Source organism: Phytohabitans kaempferiae (assembly GCF_042433955.1).
In the GTDB taxonomy this organism is placed as follows: domain Bacteria; phylum Actinomycetota; class Actinomycetes; order Mycobacteriales; family Micromonosporaceae; genus Phytohabitans; species Phytohabitans kaempferiae.
On sequence record NZ_JBHLUH010000004.1, the window covers coordinates 572,185 to 587,767 of the forward strand.

General features: G+C 69.6%; 12 protein-coding genes. All 12 read right to left on the reverse strand.

What is annotated here, in order from left to right; all coding sequences use genetic code 11:
• Positions 1-101 precede the first annotated feature (101 nt).
• Positions 102-1,634 (reverse strand): NADH-quinone oxidoreductase subunit NuoN, encoded by a 1,533-nt coding sequence (gene nuoN, locus ACFFIA_RS03855; protein ID WP_377245286.1) that lies wholly within the window; start codon positions 1,632-1,634, stop codon positions 102-104.
• On the reverse strand, positions 1,634-3,157 hold the full coding sequence (locus ACFFIA_RS03860; protein WP_377245289.1) for an NADH-quinone oxidoreductase subunit M: 1,524 nt from the start codon (positions 3,155-3,157) through the stop codon (positions 1,634-1,636). The genes nuoN and ACFFIA_RS03860 overlap by 1 nt, the downstream gene beginning before the upstream one ends.
• Positions 3,154-5,106 (reverse strand): NADH-quinone oxidoreductase subunit L, encoded by a 1,953-nt coding sequence (gene nuoL / locus ACFFIA_RS03865; RefSeq protein ID WP_377245292.1) that lies wholly within the window; start codon positions 5,104-5,106, stop codon positions 3,154-3,156. The genes ACFFIA_RS03860 and nuoL overlap by 4 nt, the downstream gene beginning before the upstream one ends.
• 7 nt (positions 5,107-5,113) lie before the next feature.
• On the reverse strand, positions 5,114-5,422 hold the full coding sequence (gene nuoK / locus ACFFIA_RS03870; RefSeq protein WP_377245295.1) for an NADH-quinone oxidoreductase subunit NuoK: 309 nt from the start codon (positions 5,420-5,422) through the stop codon (positions 5,114-5,116).
• A gap of 36 nt (positions 5,423-5,458) precedes the next feature.
• Positions 5,459-6,220 carry an NADH-quinone oxidoreductase subunit J gene (locus ACFFIA_RS03875; protein WP_377245298.1) on the reverse strand — a complete coding sequence of 254 codons (762 nt, stop codon included), beginning with the start codon at positions 6,218-6,220 and terminating at the stop codon, positions 5,459-5,461.
• Entirely contained in the window at positions 6,217-6,804 is a 588-nt protein-coding gene (gene nuoI, locus ACFFIA_RS03880) for an NADH-quinone oxidoreductase subunit NuoI (RefSeq protein ID WP_377245301.1), read from the reverse strand. The genes ACFFIA_RS03875 and nuoI overlap by 4 nt, the downstream gene beginning before the upstream one ends.
• The gene (nuoH, locus tag ACFFIA_RS03885; protein WP_377245304.1) at positions 6,805-8,169 is read right to left on the reverse strand and encodes an NADH-quinone oxidoreductase subunit NuoH; all 1,365 of its coding nucleotides are present in this window, start codon (positions 8,167-8,169) and stop codon (positions 6,805-6,807) included. It lies immediately after the preceding gene.
• Between the two features lie 206 nt (positions 8,170-8,375).
• A complete protein-coding gene (locus ACFFIA_RS03890) occupies positions 8,376-10,814 on the reverse strand; it encodes an NADH-quinone oxidoreductase subunit G (protein ID WP_377245307.1) in 2,439 nt (812 codons plus the stop codon).
• Positions 10,815-10,992: 178 nt separating this feature from the next.
• Positions 10,993-12,309, reverse strand: coding sequence for an NADH-quinone oxidoreductase subunit NuoF (nuoF, locus tag ACFFIA_RS03895; protein ID WP_377245310.1), 1,317 nt, complete (start codon positions 12,307-12,309; stop codon positions 10,993-10,995).
• Positions 12,310-12,572: 263 nt separating this feature from the next.
• Positions 12,573-13,373: an NADH-quinone oxidoreductase subunit NuoE gene (nuoE, locus tag ACFFIA_RS03900; RefSeq protein WP_377245313.1), complete on the reverse strand. Its 801-nt coding sequence runs from the start codon at positions 13,371-13,373 to the stop codon at positions 12,573-12,575.
• Positions 13,373-14,701, reverse strand: coding sequence for an NADH-quinone oxidoreductase subunit D (locus tag ACFFIA_RS03905; protein WP_377245316.1), 1,329 nt, complete (start codon positions 14,699-14,701; stop codon positions 13,373-13,375). The genes nuoE and ACFFIA_RS03905 overlap by 1 nt, the downstream gene beginning before the upstream one ends.
• The gene (locus ACFFIA_RS03910; protein ID WP_377245732.1) at positions 14,698-15,438 is read right to left on the reverse strand and encodes an NADH-quinone oxidoreductase subunit C; all 741 of its coding nucleotides are present in this window, start codon (positions 15,436-15,438) and stop codon (positions 14,698-14,700) included. Before ACFFIA_RS03910 ends, ACFFIA_RS03905 begins: the two co-directional genes overlap by 4 nt.
• Positions 15,439-15,583 lie beyond the last annotated feature (145 nt).

Here is a 15,583-nt window from a genome sequence, read left to right on the forward strand (position 1 = left end):
CCGCCCACGTTCCCACGATGCCACACCGCCCACGAGGGCGGTGTGGCAGGGAGCGCTAGAGGAGCTTCCTCACACCGTGGCTACGGGATGGAGGCAGCCCTTCACCGGACGAACTCGGCGGCGTTGGCGGTCAGGTCGAGCAGCGGTGCCGGCGCGACGCCCAGCACCAGCGTGGCGACCACGCCGATCATGAGGGCCGCCGCAGTCAGGCCGCCGGGGACCAAAACCGACGGCGTGGTCTCCTTGGGCTCGGAGAGCCACATGAGCACCACCACGCGCAGGTACGGGAACGCCAGCAGCATGCTCGTGACCACGCCGAACACGACCAGCCACGCCTCGCCGGATTCGATGGCCGCCCCGAAGACCGCGAACTTCGCGATGAAGCCGCTGGTCAGCGGGATACCCGCGAACGCCAGGAGGATGAACGTGAAGATGCCGGCGAACAGCGGCGAGCGGCGCCCCAGCCCGGCCCAGCGGGACAGGTGGGTCGCCTCGCCGTCGGCGTCGCGCACCAGCGTCACGATGGCGAACGCGGCGATGACCGTGAAGCCGTACGCGACGAGGTAGAACATGGTGCTGGAGAGGCCGTCCTTGGAGAGGGCCAGCACGCCCACCAGCAGGTAGCCGGCGTTGGCGATCGAGGAGTAGGCGAGCAACCGCTTGATGTCGGTCTGCGTCACCGCGAGCACCGCGCCCACCAGCATCGTGAGCACCGCGATCACACCGAGCACCGGCGTGTAGTCCCAGGCGGCGCCGTCGAAGGCGACGTACAGCACGCGGAGCAGCGCGCCGAACGCGGCGACCTTGGTGCACGCCGCCATCAGGCCGGTGATCGGCGTCGGGGCGCCCTGGTAGACGTCCGGCGTCCACACGTGGAACGGCGCGGCGGCCGCCTTGAAGAGCAGGCCGATCGCGACGAGGGCGATGCCGCCGAAGAGCAGGAAGGTGCTCTGGTCGGACTCGCGCACCGCGTCGTGGATCGTGCCGAACTGGAGGCCACCGGCGAAGCCGTACACCAGCGCGATGCCGAAGAGGAAGAACGCCGACGCGTACGCGCCGAGCAGGAAGTACTTCAGCGCCGCCTCCTGGCTGAGCAGGCGCCGCCGGCGGGCGAGCGCGCACAGCAGGTACAGCGGCAGCGAGAAGACCTCCAGCGCCACGAACATGGTCAGCAGGTCGTTGGCGGCGACGAAGAGCATCATGCCGGCGATGGCGAAGACGGCCAGCGGGTAGATCTCCGTGGCGCCCTGCGCGCGGGTCGCCTGGCGGCGGTCGGCGTCCGAGCCGACCGTGATCGCCGCCTGGGCCACGAACGCGCCGCCCTGCTCCAGCGAGCGGTCGCCGACCAGCAGCAGCGCCATCAGCCCGAGCAGGATGATCGCGCCCTGGAGGAAGAGCGTCGGCCCGTCGATCGCGATGGCCTCGCCAGCGGTGAGGACGCGAGTGTCCGACTTGACGACCACCATGACGAACGCGGCGACGAGGCCGAGCAGCGCCAGCACGAGCTGGGCCGAGCGGCGGGCGGCCTTCGGCAGCACCGCTTCGAAGAGCACGCCCACGCAGGCGACACCGAACAGGATCAACATCGGCGCCACCGCGCCGTAGTTGATCGGAGGAAGCTTGAGGTCTTCCATCAGCGCGATGCCTCCTGAACGGCGGGCGCGGGATCAGACTTGTCGACGTCCTGCAACGTTGCCTGGACGGCGGGGTTGATGACGTCGGTGACCGGCTTCGGGTAGAAGCCGAGCAGCAGGATGAGCAGGATCAGCGGGGCGACGACGACCTTCTCCCGCAGGGTGATGTCGCGGCGCATGCCCTCGACCTTGGTCAGCGCCGGATTGAGCGTGCCCTGCGTGGTGCGCTGCACCATCCACAGCACGTACGCGGCCGCGAGGATGATGCCCGCGGTGGCGATCACCGCGACCGGCTTGTTGACCGTGAACGTGCCCAGCAGCACCAGGAACTCGGATACGAACGGCGCGGTGCCGGGTAGCGCGAGCGACGCGAGACCGGCGAAGAAGAGCACGCCGGCGAGCAGCGGTACGAGCTTGCCCGCGCCGCCGAAGTCGCTCACCAGCGCCGAGCCGCGCCGGGCCACGAACATGCCGACCACCAGGAAGAGCAGGCCGGTGGCGAGGCCGTGGTTGACCATGTAGAGCACCGCACCGGTGCCGGCCTGAGTGGTGAACGCGAAGATGCCGATACCGATGAATCCAAAGTGGGCGATCGACGTGTACGAGACCAGGCGTTTGAGGTCGTTCTGCCCCACCGCCAACAGGGCCGCGTAGATGATGCCGATCAGTGCGATGGCCAGCGCGTACGGCGCGAACCAGCGGGACGCCTCCGGGAAGAGCGGCAGGCAGTAGCGGAGGATGCCGAAGGTACCGACCTTGTCCAGCACGCCGACGAGCAGCGCGGCCGAGCCGGCGGGCGCGGCGCGACCGGCGTCCGGCAGCCAGGTGTGGAACGGGAAGAACGGCGCCTTGATCGCGAACGCCACGAAGAAGCCGAGGAACAGCCAGCGCTCGGTGTCCGTCGCGAACTCGGCCGACAGCAGGTCCTGCCAGTCGAACGTACGCCCGCCCAGGACCCACAGCCCGATCACCGCGGCCAGCATGAAGAGGCCGCCGACAAGGGAGTAGAGGAAGAACTTCACCGCGGCGTACTGGCGCTGGTGGCCGCCGTACGAGCCGATGAGGAAGTACATCGGCACCAGCATGATCTCGAAGAACACGTAGAACAGGAACACGTCGCCGGCGGCGAAGACGCCGATCATCGTGCCCTCCAGCGCGAGGAGCAGCGCGAAGTAGACCGGCACGCTCCGCTTGGAGCTTTCCGCGTCGTGCCACGACGCCAGGATCACCAGCGGTACGAGCACCGCGATCAGCAGCAGCATGACGAGCGCGATGCCGTCGACCGCGAACGTGAAGCGCGCGTCCCAGGCCGGGATCCAGGTGTACGACTCGCGGAACTGGAACCGCGCGCCGCCGGCGTCGTACGCGATCCAGAGCAGCCCCGCGAGCACCGCGACCGCGATCGACCAGATCAGCGCGACCCGCTTGGCGAGTTCCGGCTTGGTGCGTGGCAGGAACGCCACCACCAGCGCGCCGACGAGCGGCGCTCCGGTCAGAAGGGACAGGAACGGAAAGTCACTCACGCCAACCATCCCAGCTGGAGAGCGAGGAACGCGGCCACGACCAGCAGCGCACCGGTGAGCATGGACATCGCGTACGACCGCACGAAACCGGTCTGCAGCCGGCGGAGCCGGCCCGACCCACCCCCGACGGCGGCGGCGAGCCCGTTGACGAGCCCGTCGATGCCGCGGTTGTCGAGGAAGACCAGCGCCCGGGTGAGGAAGATGCCGGGCTTCTCGAAGACCGCCTCGTTGAACACGTCCGCGTAGAGGTTGCGCCGCGCCGCCATCACGACCGGGCCGGCCGGCTGCTCCTGGAGCGCCGTGCCGTTGCGGAACAGTGCATACGCCAGGCCGGCACCGAGCACGGTGACCACGATGGAGAGTGCGGTCACGGCACCGTGCGACAGGACCGCCTCGTGGTGCCCCTCGTCCGCACCGAGCACCGGCGTCAGCCAGTCGGCCACGCTGGTCGACATCAGCCAACCGGCCGCGACCGAGCCGACCGCCAGCAGCACCAGCGGCACGGTCATGATCGCCGGGGACTCGTGCGGATGCTTGATGTCCTCGGTCCACCGCTTCGGCCCGTGGAACGTCAGCACGAAGAGCCGCGTCATGTAGAAGGCGGTGAGCGCGGCGCCGAGCAGCGCGGCCATGCCGAAGAGCCAGGCGGTCCAGCCCTCCCGCGCGAACGCGGCCGCGATGATCGGCTCCTTGCTGAAGTAGCCGGAGAGCGGTGGCAGGCCGATGATCGCGAGCCAGGCCAGGCCGAAGGTGGCCCAGGTGATCCGCATGTACCGCCACAGCCCGCCGAACCGCCGGATGTCGGTCTGCTCGTTCATGCCGTGCATGACCGAGCCGGCACCGAGGAAGAGGCCGGCCTTGAAGAAGCCGTGCGCGAGCAGGTGGATGATCGCCAGCGCGTACGCGCCGCCACCCAGACCGACGCCCAGGAACATGTAGCCGATCTGGGAGACCGTCGACCAGGCCAGCACGCGCTTGATGTCGTCCTTGGCGCAGCCGATGATGCAGCCGATCAGCAGCGTGAGCGCGCCGACGCTGACCACGACCGTCTGGAGCGTCTCGTTGGCCGAGAAGATCGGGTTGGAGCGGGCGATCAGGTAGACGCCGGCGGTGACCATCGTCGCGGCGTGGATGAGCGCGGAGACCGGGGTCGGGCCCTCCATCGCGTCCGGCAACCACGCCTGGAGCGGGAACTGGCCGGACTTACCGGTCGCGCCGAGCAGGAGCAGCAGCCCCATCGCCAGCACCACGCCGGAGGAGAGCGCGCCCACACTGTTGAAGACGTCGTCGTAGTTGGCGGTGCCGAGCTGCTGGAACATCAGGAAGATGGCGATCACGAAGCCGGCGTCGCCGACCCGGTTCATCAGGAACGCCTTCTTGCCCGCGGTCGCCGCCGCCGGCCGGTCGTACCAGAACGCGATCAGCAGGTAGGAGGCGAGACCCACGCCCTCCCAGCCGAAGAAGAGCATCACGAAGTTGTTGCCGAGGACCAGCAGCAGCATCGCGGCGGCGAAGAGGTTGAAGTACGCGAAGAACCTGCGGCGCCCCGGGTCGTGCTCCATGTAGCCGACCGCGTACAGGTGGATCAGCGCGCCGACACCGGTGATCAGCAGCACGAACACCGCGGACAGCGGGTCGAAGAGCAGCCCGAAGTCCACGTGGAACGAGCCCACCGAGATGAAGTCGAAGAGCGTCACCTCAGCCGACTTGTTGTCCAGGCCGCGTAGCTGGAAGAAGTAGGTCAGGCCCAGCACGAAGGTGACGGCGATGCTGCCGACGCCCAGCCAGTGCCCCCACTTGTCGGCCCGCTTGCCGAGCAGCAGGAGGATCGCCGCGCTGGCGAGCGGGATGGCCACCAGCAGCCAGAAGGTGGACAGGAAACCATCGGCAGCGGCGTAGTCCGCTGCGAGGGCAGGCACAGCAGACGCGTTCGACAGTTTTGCGTGCATATCCGCCTCAGTACTTCAACAGGTTGGCGTCGTCGACACTCGCCGATCGCCGCGTCCGGAAGATCGACATGATGATCGCGAGCCCGACCACGACCTCGGCGGCGGCTACCACCATGACGAAGAACGCCAGGATCTGGCCGTCGAGGTTGCCGTTGATCCGGCTGAACGTGACCAGCGCGAGGTTGGCCGCGTTGAGCATCAGCTCGATGCACATGAACAGCACGATCGCGTTGCGCCGGATCAGCACCCCGACCGCACCGATGGTGAAGAGCACCGCGGCGAGAACCAGGTACCACTCTGGATTAGACGGACTCACTTCACAGTCCCATCTTCATTCGACAGCTCGCTTCGCTCACTTGTCGGTACCCTTCGGCGCTGTCTCGCTCGAGGTCAGCTCACGGGCGGGCAGGATCTGGGAGATGCTCTTGTCGGTCAGCGTGCCGTCCGGCAGGCGGCCGGGGGTGGCCACCGAGTCGGACGTGGCGTACACACCGGGGCCGGGCTTCGGGCCGGGGTAGTTGCCCGGGGCGAAGCGCGCCCGCATGATCTCCGGCTGCGTGCGCTTCTCGCCGCGCCGCCGCTCGATGTGCGCCAGCACCATCCCGCCCACCGCCGCGGTGATCAGCAGCGCGGACGTGACCTCGAAGGCGAAGACGTACCGCGTGAACAGGATGGACGCGATGCCCTGGACGTTGCCGTTGGCGTTCGCCTGCTCCAGGCCCACCGCCTCGACGCCGGACAGCCCTCGGTAGACGCCGGTGCCGACCAGCCCGGCGAAGCCGATGCCGAGCACGACCGCCGCGAGCCGCTGTCCGCGCAGCGTCTCTATCAGCGAGTCGGAGGCGTCCCGGCCGACCAGCATCAGCACGAAGAGGAAGAGCATCATGATCGCGCCGGTGTACACGATGATCTGCGCCAGCCCGATGAACGGCGCCGACTGGAGCACGTAGAACACACCGAGGCAGAGCATGGTCAGCACCAGCCACAGCGCGGAGTGGATCGCGTTGCGGGCGAAGACCATGCCTAGCGCACCGATCAGCGCCGGCCACACGAGGATCCAGAACGTGACCGCCTCGCCGGTCGCCATGCCACCGGCAGCCGCGATGGCACTCATGCCGCACCTCCCGCGGGCCCCGAGCCGTCCGCGGTGTGCTGCTCCGACCAGGGGGCCCGCTCGGCGCCCGCCGAGGTGCCCGGGTTGGTCAGCGCGCCGATGTAGTAGTCCTTCTCGGTGTCGCCGAGGTACATCGGGTGCGGTGGCTGGTCCATGCCGGGCAGCAGCGGCGCGAGCAGCTGCTCCTTGGTGAAGATGAGGTCACGGCGGCTGTCCCGGGCCAGCTCGTACTCGTTGCTCATGGTCAGCGAGCGAGTCGGGCAGGCCTCGATGCACAGCCCGCAGAAGATGCAGCGGGCGTAGTTGATCTGGTACACGCTGGCGTACCGCTCACCCGGCGAGTACCGCTGCTCCTCGGTGTTGTCGCCGCCCTCGACGTAGATCGCGTCCGCGGGGCAGGCCCAGGCGCACAGCTCGCAGCCGATGCACTTCTCCAGCCCGTCGGGGTGCCGGTTGAGGATGTGCCGCCCGTGGTAGCGCGGGGCGGCCACCGGCGTCTCGAACGGGTACGCCGTGGTCACCGTCTTGCGGAACATGTGCGCGAAGGTGACGCCGAACCCCTTGAACGCTCCGATGGCGCTCATCTAACTCTCCTTATCCGCAAGGTCCGCGCCGGAGCCCGCGCCGACGTTCGCCGGCTCGCGCTCGGCCACCGCGCGGCGGGCGCGAGGGCTCGGCGGGACCTGGAGGTCCATCGGCGGGAGCGGGAAGCTCCCCGGTGGTCGGTTGCTGGCCTGCTGCTCCAGCGTCGGTGCCGGCGGCTGCTTGCGGGTCGGCCAGAGCAGCGCGAGCAGCAGTACGGCGAGAATCGCTCCCGCGATGATCGAGTACCGCTGAGTGTCGGTGATGTCGGCGTTGCGCAGCACCTGGATGCCGGCGAGCGACATGATCCAGACCAGGTTGATCGGGAGCAGGATGCGCCAGCCGAACCGCATGAACTGGTCGTACCGGGGCCGGGGCAGCGTCGCCCGCAGCCACACGAAGGCGAAGACCAGCAGCACGACCTTGATGAAGAACCACAGCAGCGGCCACCAGCCGGAGTTGGCCCCGGCCCAGATCGTGGTGATCGGCGCCGGCGCCCGCCAGCCGCCGAGGAAGAGCGTCGCGGTCGCCGCCGACATCGCCACCATCGAGACGTACTCGGAGAGCATGAAGAGCAGGAACTTCAGCGACGAGTACTCGGTCATGTAGCCGGCGACCAGCTCGGACTCGGCCTCGGGGAGGTCGAGCGGCGGCCGGTGGGTCTCACCGATGATCGCGATGAAGAAGATGATGAAGCTCGGTGCGAGCAGGATCGCGTACCAGCCGGGCGCACTCACGGTCGCCCCGAAGATCTCGAACTCCTGGCCGCTCTTCTGTGCCGCCACGATCTGGCTCGTCGACATCGTGCCGGAGAGCATGAACACCGCGACGAGCGAGAGCCCCATCGAGACCTCGTACGAGATCATCTGGGCGCTCGACCGCAGGCCGCCGAGGAGCGGGTAGGTCGAGCCGGAGGCCCAGCCGCCGAGCACGATGCCGTACACCGCCATGCCGGAGCAGGCGAGGATCAGCAGTACCGCCACCGGAATGTCGGTCACCTGGAGCGGCGTCTGGTGGCCGAAGACGCTCACCATCGGCCCGAACGGGATGACCGACAGCGTGGTCATCGCGCAGATCACCGCGATGGTCGGCGCGAAGAAGAAGACCACCTTGTCCGCCGTACGCGGCATGATGTCTTCCTTGAACGCGCCCTTCAGGCCGTCGGCGAGCGTCTGGAGCAGGCCGAACGGGCCGGCCTGGTTGAGGCCCGGCCGCACGGCCATGCGCGCCACGACCCGCCGCTCGAACCAGACGCCGAGCAGCGTGCAGACCATGCCGAACGCGAAGACGAAGACGACCTTGATGAGAACCAGCCACCACGGGTCGTTCCCGAAGTCCTGGAGCGTCGGGTCCTGGGCGACAATCACAGTGCTTGCCTTTCGTTCGCGACTGCGGGGCTCGCAGGCGGACGCCCGCGCGCGGCGCCAAGCCGTCGAAGCTCACTCCTCGCGCTCACAGTGCTTGCCTTTCGTTCGCGACTGCGGGGCTCGCAGGCGGACGCCCGCACGCGGCGCCAAGCCGTCGAAGCTCACTCCTCGCGCTCACAGTGCTTGCCTTTCGTTCGCGACTGCGCTCACAGTGCTTGCCTCTTCGAGAGCCGCACCACCGCGCCAGCCGTGACGCCGAGCGCCCGCCGGACGGTCGAACCGGGTGAGTTCGTCGGCAGCCAGACCACGCCGTCCGGCATGTCGGTGATCGCCACGGGCAGCGTGATCGCGCCGCGGTCAGTGCCGACCGTGACCGGGTCACCGTCGGCGACTCCCAGCGCCTCCGCCGGGCCCTTGGCGAGCCGGACCACCGGCGGGCGGGCGGTGCCGCCCAGGTGCTCGTCGCCGTCGGTCAGGCTGCCCAGGTCGAGCAGGTGGTGCCAGGTCGCGAGCACAGCCTCGCCGGCGCCGAGCGTCGGCTGCGGCTGGGGCGCGGTGACCGGCGCGTCCGGCCGCTCCGACCGGGTCGCCGGCAACGAGCCCAGCTCGCGGCGGACCAGGTTGACCTGGCCGGTGCCGAGCGCCACGCCGAGCTGGGCGGCCAGCGCGTCGAGCACGCGCGCGTCGTTCATCGCCGGGGTGGAGAGCACCGCCTCGAAGGTGCGCAGGCGCCCCTCCCAGTCGACGAAGCTGCCGGCCTTCTCGACCACGGGCGCGACCGGGAAGACCACGTCGGCGCGGCGGCTCACCGCGCTCCGCCGGACCTCCAGGCTGATCAGGAACGGCACCTCGTCGAGCGCCTGCTCGGCCAGCCGCGGGTCGGCCAGGTCGGACGGGTCGACGCCGGCCACGATCAGCGCGCCCATCCGGCCGCCGGCCGCAGCCACGATGATCGCGTTGGTGTCCTTGCCGACCTGGCTGGGGATGACCCCGGCCTCGAGCTCCCAGGCGCCGGCCAGTTCGGCACGCGCCGCCGCGTCGGTGACCAGCCGCCCGCCGGGCAGCAGGTTGGGCAGGCAGCCCGCGTCGACCGCGCCCCGGTCGCCCGCGCGGCGCGGGACCCAGGCCAGCTTGGCACCGGTACGCGCGGCGAGCGCGGCGGCCGCCGACAGTCCACCAGGGACGGTCGCGAGCCGCTCGCCGACGATCAGCACCGCGCCCTCGGCCCGCAGCGCCTTCTCGATCGACTCGTCTTCGGCCAGCGCCTGGGCCTCTTCGCCGGGAGCGACGAGGGCGACCGACGCGCCGACCTTCTCGAAGCCGCGGGTCGCGTACGGCGCGAGCGCCAGCACGCGAGTGCGGTTCTTCGCGGCGGCCTTGCGCAGCCGCAGGAAGAGGATCGGGCACTCCTCCTCCGGCTCCAGCGCGGCGATGACCACGACCGGCGCCTTCTCGACGTCGGCGTAGGTCACGTCCGTGCTGCCGACCACCGTGGACGCGAGGAAGTCGGCCTCCTCCGTGGAGAGCGGGCGGGCCCGGAAGTCGATGTCGTTGGTGCGGAGCGCCACGCGGGCGAACTTCGCGTACGCGTACGCGTCTTCGACGGTGAGCCGCCCACCGGTCAGTACACCGATGCCGTGCGCGCCGTCGCGGGCCTTGCGCAGCCCCTCCGCCGCCACCGACAGCGCCTCGGACCAGGCCGCCTCACGCAGCTCGCCGGTCTTCGCGTCGCGGATCATCGGGTTGGTGATCCGGTCGAAGGCGGTGGCGTACTGGAAGCCCCACCGGCCCTTGTCGCAGTTCCACTCCTCGTTGACCTGCGTGTCGTCACCGGCCAGCCGGCGCATCACTTTGCCCCGCCGGTGGTCGGTGCGCTGCGCGCAGCCGGCCGAGCAGTGCTCGCAGACGCTGGGCGAGGAGACCAGGTCGAACGGGCGGGCGCGGAACCGGTACTGGGCGCCGGTCAGCGCGCCGACCGGGCAGATCTGCACGGTGTTGCCGGAGAAGTAGGAGTTGAACGGCGCGTCGCCCTCACCCTCCTCGTCGGCCTCGCCACCGAAGAACTCGTCCCGGTACACGTTGATCTGCTCGCCGGAGGAGCGGTCCATCAGGTCGATGAACTTGTCGCCGGCGATCTCCTCCGAGAAGCGGGTGCAGCGCTGGCAGAGCACGCACCGCTCGCGGTCGAGGAGCACCTGCGTGGAGATGTTGATCGGCTTGGGGTACTCGCGCTTGTGCTCGTGGAAGCGGGAGTCGGAGCGGCCGGTGGACATCGCCTGGTTTTGCAGCGGGCACTCGCCGCCCTTGTCGCACATCGGGCAGTCGAGCGGGTGGTTGATCAGAAGCAGCTCCATGATCCCGGCCTGCGCCTTCTTGGCCACCGGGGAGGTGAGCTGGGTCTGGACCACCATGCCGTCGGCGACGGTCTGCGTGCAGGAGGCGACCGGTTTGCGCTGCCCCTCGACCTCGACCAGGCACTGCCGGCAGGCGCCCGCGGGCGCGAGCAGCGGATGGTCGCAGAACCGCGGGATCTCGATGCCCATCTGCTCGGCGACCCGGATCAGCAGCGCACCCTTGGGCGCGGTCACCTCGACGCCGTCGATGGTGAGCTTTACCGTGTCCGCCTTCTTGGCCACGTCGGTCATTGCTTACCTTTCGCTCGCGACTGCGGGGCTCGCACGCAGGCGTCCGCGGCGCGGCCCAAGCCGTCGAAGCTCACTCCTCGCGCTCGCATGTGCTCACCTTTCGCTCGCGACTGCGGGGCTCGCACGCAGGCGTCCGCGGCGCGGCCCAAGCCGTCGAAGCTCACTCCTCGCGCTCGCATCAGTGCGCCCCAACCAGCTGCTTGCCAGAGAGCCTCGGCGCCTTCCGGCCCTCGATGTAGTCCAGGTAGTCCTGCTTGAAGTACTTCACCGAGGAGGTCACCGGGCTGGTCGCGCCGTCGCCAAGGCCGCAGAACGAGCGGCCGAGGATGTTGTCGCAGGTGTCCAGCAGAGTGTCCAGATCCTGGTGGGTACCGGCGCCGGAGAGGATCCGGCGGTAGATGCCCACCATCCAGTAATTGCCCTCACGGCACGGGGTGCACTTGCCGCACGACTCGTGGTGGTAGAACTCCATCCACTTGTACGTGGCGTAGACCGGGCAGTCCTGGTCGGAGAAGATCTGCGTGGCCGTGGTGCCGAGGATCGAGCCGGCGGCTGCCACGCCCTCGAAGTCGAGCGGCACGTCGATGTGCTCGGCGGTGAGGAGCGGAGTGGACGAGCCGCCCGGCGTCCAGAAGCGCAGCTCGTGGCCGGGCTGCATGCCGCCGGCCAGCTCGATCAGCTCGCGCAGCGTGATGCCGAGCGAGCACTCGTACTGGCCAGGGTTGGCGATCCGGCCGGAGAGCGAGTAGATCATCGGGCCGGCTGACTTCTCCGTGCCCATGCTCTTCCACCAGTCGGCGCCGCCGAGCACGATGTACGGCACGCTCGCGATCGTCCCGACGTTGTTGACCACCGTCGGGCTGGCGTAGAGGCCGTGGGTCGCCGGGAAGGGCGGGCGCAGCCGGGGCTGGCCGCGGAAGCCCTCCAGCGAGTCCAGCAGCGCCGTCTCCTCGCCGCAGATGTATGCGCCCGCTCCACTGTGGACGACAAGGTCGAGGTCGTGGCCGGAGCCGAGGATGTTGCTGCCGAGGTAGCCGGCCGCGTACGCCTCCCGCACCGCGTTGCGCAGCCGCCGCGCGGCGTGCACCGCCTCACCGCGGATGTAGATGAACGCGCGGTTGGCCCGGATCGCGTACGACGCGATGATCACGCCCTCGACCAGCGAGTGCGGGTCGTGCGTCATCAGCGGCAGGTCCTTGCAGGTGCCCGGCTCGCCCTCGTCGGCGTTGACGACCAGGTAGTGCGGCTTGCCGTCGTTCTGCGGGATGAAGCCCCACTTCAGGCCGGTGGGGAAGCCGGCGCCACCCCGGCCGCGCAGGCCGGAGTCCTTGATGAGCTGGATCAGGTCGTCGGGGTGCGCGGTGAGCGCCTTGCGCAGCGCCGCGTATCCGTCGAGCTGCTCGTAGACGCCGATCCGCCAGGCCTCCGGCGACAGCCAGCGCTTGGTGAGGACCGGGGTCAGCTTTTCCAGCGTCTCCCGGCGAGGGGTGCTCACAGTGCCTGCCCTTCGTTCGCGACTGCGGGGCTCGCGAGCGGACGCCCGCACGCGGCGCCAAGCCGTCGAAGCTCACTCCTCGCACTCACAGTGCTTGCCTTTCGTTCGCGACTGCGGGGCTCGCGAGCGGACGCCCGCACGCGGCGCCAAGCCGTCGAAGCTCACTCCTCGCGCTCACCGTGCTTGCCTTTCGTTCGCGACTGCGGGGCTCGCGAGCGGACGCCCGCACGCGGCGCCAAGCCGTCGAAGCTCACTCCTCGCGCTCACCGTGCCTCCTTGAGCTGCTTCTCCTGCGGCTTCGGCGTGTCGCCTGCGGGCTTGAGGTCGCTCGCCGGCTTGTTCGCCGCCACGCCGGCTGCCTCGGCCGCCGGTGCGCCATCGCCCCGGGACGACTTGATCGGCGTGTCCGGGTCGAAGCCGGTGACGCTGACGCCGTACTCCTGGGCCAGCCGAACCCCACGCAGAGTGGGATCGCCGGCGGGGCCGTCGGCCATCGCCTCCTCGCGCGGCTCGGCGAAGCCGGCGAGCTGGATCGACATCTCCTTGAGCGTGCAGAGCCGCGCGCCGCGGGTGGGCTGCGGGCGCTGCCCGGCCTGGAGCTGCTCCACCAGGTGCACAGCGGTGTCTGGGTCGACGCGGTCGAAGAACTCGTAGTTGACCGTCATCACCGGGCCGTAGTCGCACGCGGCAAGGCACTCGGCGTGCTCGAACGTGATCTTGCCGTCGCTGGTCGTCTCGTCGTGCCCGACGCCCAGGTGCTCGCTCAGCCGGTCGTAGATCGCCTGGCCACCGAGCACGTTGCACATGGTGTTGGTGCAGACGCTGACCAGCCAGTCGCCGGAGGGGCGGCGCTTGTACATCGTGTAGAACGTGGCCACCGCCCCGACCTGGGCCTTGGTGATGCCCAGCATCTCGGCGCAGAACTCCACGCCGGCCGGGGAGACGTGGCCCTCCTCGGACTGCACGAGGTGCAGCAGCGGCAGCAGCGCCGACCGCGACCGGTCGGCCGGGTAGCGCGCGATGATCTCGAGCGCCTTGTCGCGCGTCGCGTCACTGAATCCCACTAGCGGTCACACCCACCCATCACCGGGTCGAGAGAAGCGCCTCCGGCGATCACGTCGGCGATCAGACCGCCCTCGGCCATCGCCGGGATCGCCTGGAGGTTGATGAAGCTGGGCTCGCGGTAGTGCACCCGGTAGGGCCGCGTGCCGCCGTCGGAGACCGCGTGCACACCGAGCTCGCCCCGGGGCGACTCGATGCCCACGTACACCTGGCCGGGCGGGACCCGGAAACCCTCGGTGACCAGCTTGAAGTGGTGGATCAGCGACTCCATCGACTGACCCATGATCTTGGCGACGTGCTCCAGCGAGTTGCCCATGCCGTCGACGCCGATGGCGAGCTGCGCGGGCCAGGCGATCTTCTTGTCGGCCACCATGATCGGGCCGGGCCGGAGCCGGTCGAGCGCCTGCTCGATGATCTTCAGCGACTCGCGCATCTCGGCCATGCGGACCAGGTAGCGGCCCCACACGTCGCCGGTCGGCGTGGTCGGCACGTCGAACTCGTACGTCTCGTAGCCACAGTACGGCCTCGTCTTGCGCAGGTCCCAGGCCAGGCCGGCGGAGCGGAGCACCGGGCCGGTCACCCCGAGCGCCAGGCAGCCGGTCACGTCGAGCACCGCGACGTCCTTGGTGCGCTGCTGCCAGATCGGCTGGCCGGAGAGGAGCGCCTCGTACTCCTTGAGCTTCTTCGGCATCAGCTCAAGGAACTCGCGGATCTTGACGATCGCCTCGTCGGGGACATCCTGCGCGACGCCGCCCGGCCGGACGTACGCCATGTTCATGCGCAGCCCGCTGACCATCTCGAAGATCTCCAGGATGTACTCCCGCTCGCGGAAGCCGTAGAGCATCATCGAGATCGCGCCGAGCTCCATGCCCGTGGTGGCGAGCCAGACCAGGTGCGAGGAGATCCGGTTGAGCTCCATCATGAGCACCCGGATCGTGGTGGCCCGCTCGGTGATCTGGTCCTCGATGCCGAGGAGCTTCTCCACCGCCAGCGCGTACGCCGTCTCGTTGAAGATCGGCGACAGGTAGTCCATCCGGGTCACGAACGTCGCGCCCTGCACCCAGTTGCGGTACTCGAGGTTCTTCTCGATGCCGGTGTGCAGGTAGCCGACGACGACCCGCACCTCGCGGACGGTCTCGCCCTCGAGGTCCAGGACCAGCCGGAGCACGCCGTGCGTCGACGGGTGCTGCGGACCCATGTTGACCACGATCCGCTCGTCCTGGATCGGGTCGGTGCCGCCGACGACGGTGTCCCAGTCGCCGCCGGTGACGTTGAAGACCTTGCCCTCGGTGGTCTCGCGCTCGGTCGCGTATCCAGGCGTGGCGGTCATTGGTAGCTCCTCCGCTTGTCCGGCGGCGGTATCTCGGCGCCCTTGTACTCCACGGGCACCCCGCCGAGCGGGTAGTCCTTGCGCTGCGGGTAGCCCTCCCAGTCGTCCGGCATGAGGATCCGGGTGAGGCTGGGGTGGCCCTCGAAGATGACGCCGAAGAAGTCGTACGTCTCCCGCTCCTGCCAGTCGGCAGTGGGGTAGACCTGCGTGACGCTCGGCACTCGCGGCTGCTCGGCGGTCACCGCGACCTCCAGGCGCACCTGACGCCGGTAGGTCATCGAGGTCAGGTGGTAGACCACGTGCAGGCGACGCTCGTCAGCGCCCAAGTAGTCCACACCGGACACCGAGGAGCAGAGCTCGAAGCGCAGCGCCTCGTCGTCGCGCATCACCTGGCAGACCTCGGCGATCCGCTCCGCCTTGATGTGCAGCGTCAGCTCGCCGCGGTCGACCACGACCTTCTCGATCGCGTCTTCGATGCCGGGGAACGCCTCGGTGAGCGCGTCGTACACGTCGTCGAAGTACTCGCCGTACGGCCGGGGCGAACCGGCCGGCTGGAGGCGGCGGCGCACCAGCCCACCGAAGCCGGACGTGTCGCCCGAGCCGTGGATGCCGAACATGCCGCGCCCGGCCGGGCTCGCCGGCGGGTACTCCGCGGGCGCCCCGGCGGTGGCGCCGACCGGTGTGGCCTGCACGGGCACGCCGCCGCCCGGCTCCTCGCTCGGCTTGTTGGGTTCCACGCTCACCAGGCCCACCTTCCGTTCGCGACTGCGGGGCTCGCCTGCTGGCCTCCGCGATTCGCTGCGGGCCGTCGAAGCTCACTCCTCGCGCTCACCAGGCCCACCTTCCGTTCGCGACTGCGGGGCTCGCCTGCTGGCCTCCGCG

What these genes read in the sequence shown, in the direction of transcription:
- ACFFIA_RS03905 (WP_377245316.1), bottom strand. Translation starts at nt 14,701, where the DNA reads ATGACCGCCACGCCTGGATACGCGACCGAGCGCGAGACCACCGAGGGC.
- nuoI (WP_377245301.1), bottom strand. Translation starts at nt 6,804, where the DNA reads ATGAGCGCCATCGGAGCGTTCAAGGGGTTCGGCGTCACCTTCGCGCAC.
- ACFFIA_RS03875 (WP_377245298.1), bottom strand. Translation starts at nt 6,220, where the DNA reads ATGAGTGCCATCGCGGCTGCCGGTGGCATGGCGACCGGCGAGGCGGTC.
- nuoL (WP_377245292.1), bottom strand. Translation starts at nt 5,106, where the DNA reads ATGCACGCAAAACTGTCGAACGCGTCTGCTGTGCCTGCCCTCGCAGCG.
- ACFFIA_RS03890 (WP_377245307.1), bottom strand. Translation starts at nt 10,814, where the DNA reads ATGACCGACGTGGCCAAGAAGGCGGACACGGTAAAGCTCACCATCGAC.
- nuoN (WP_377245286.1), bottom strand. Translation starts at nt 1,634, where the DNA reads ATGGAAGACCTCAAGCTTCCTCCGATCAACTACGGCGCGGTGGCGCCG.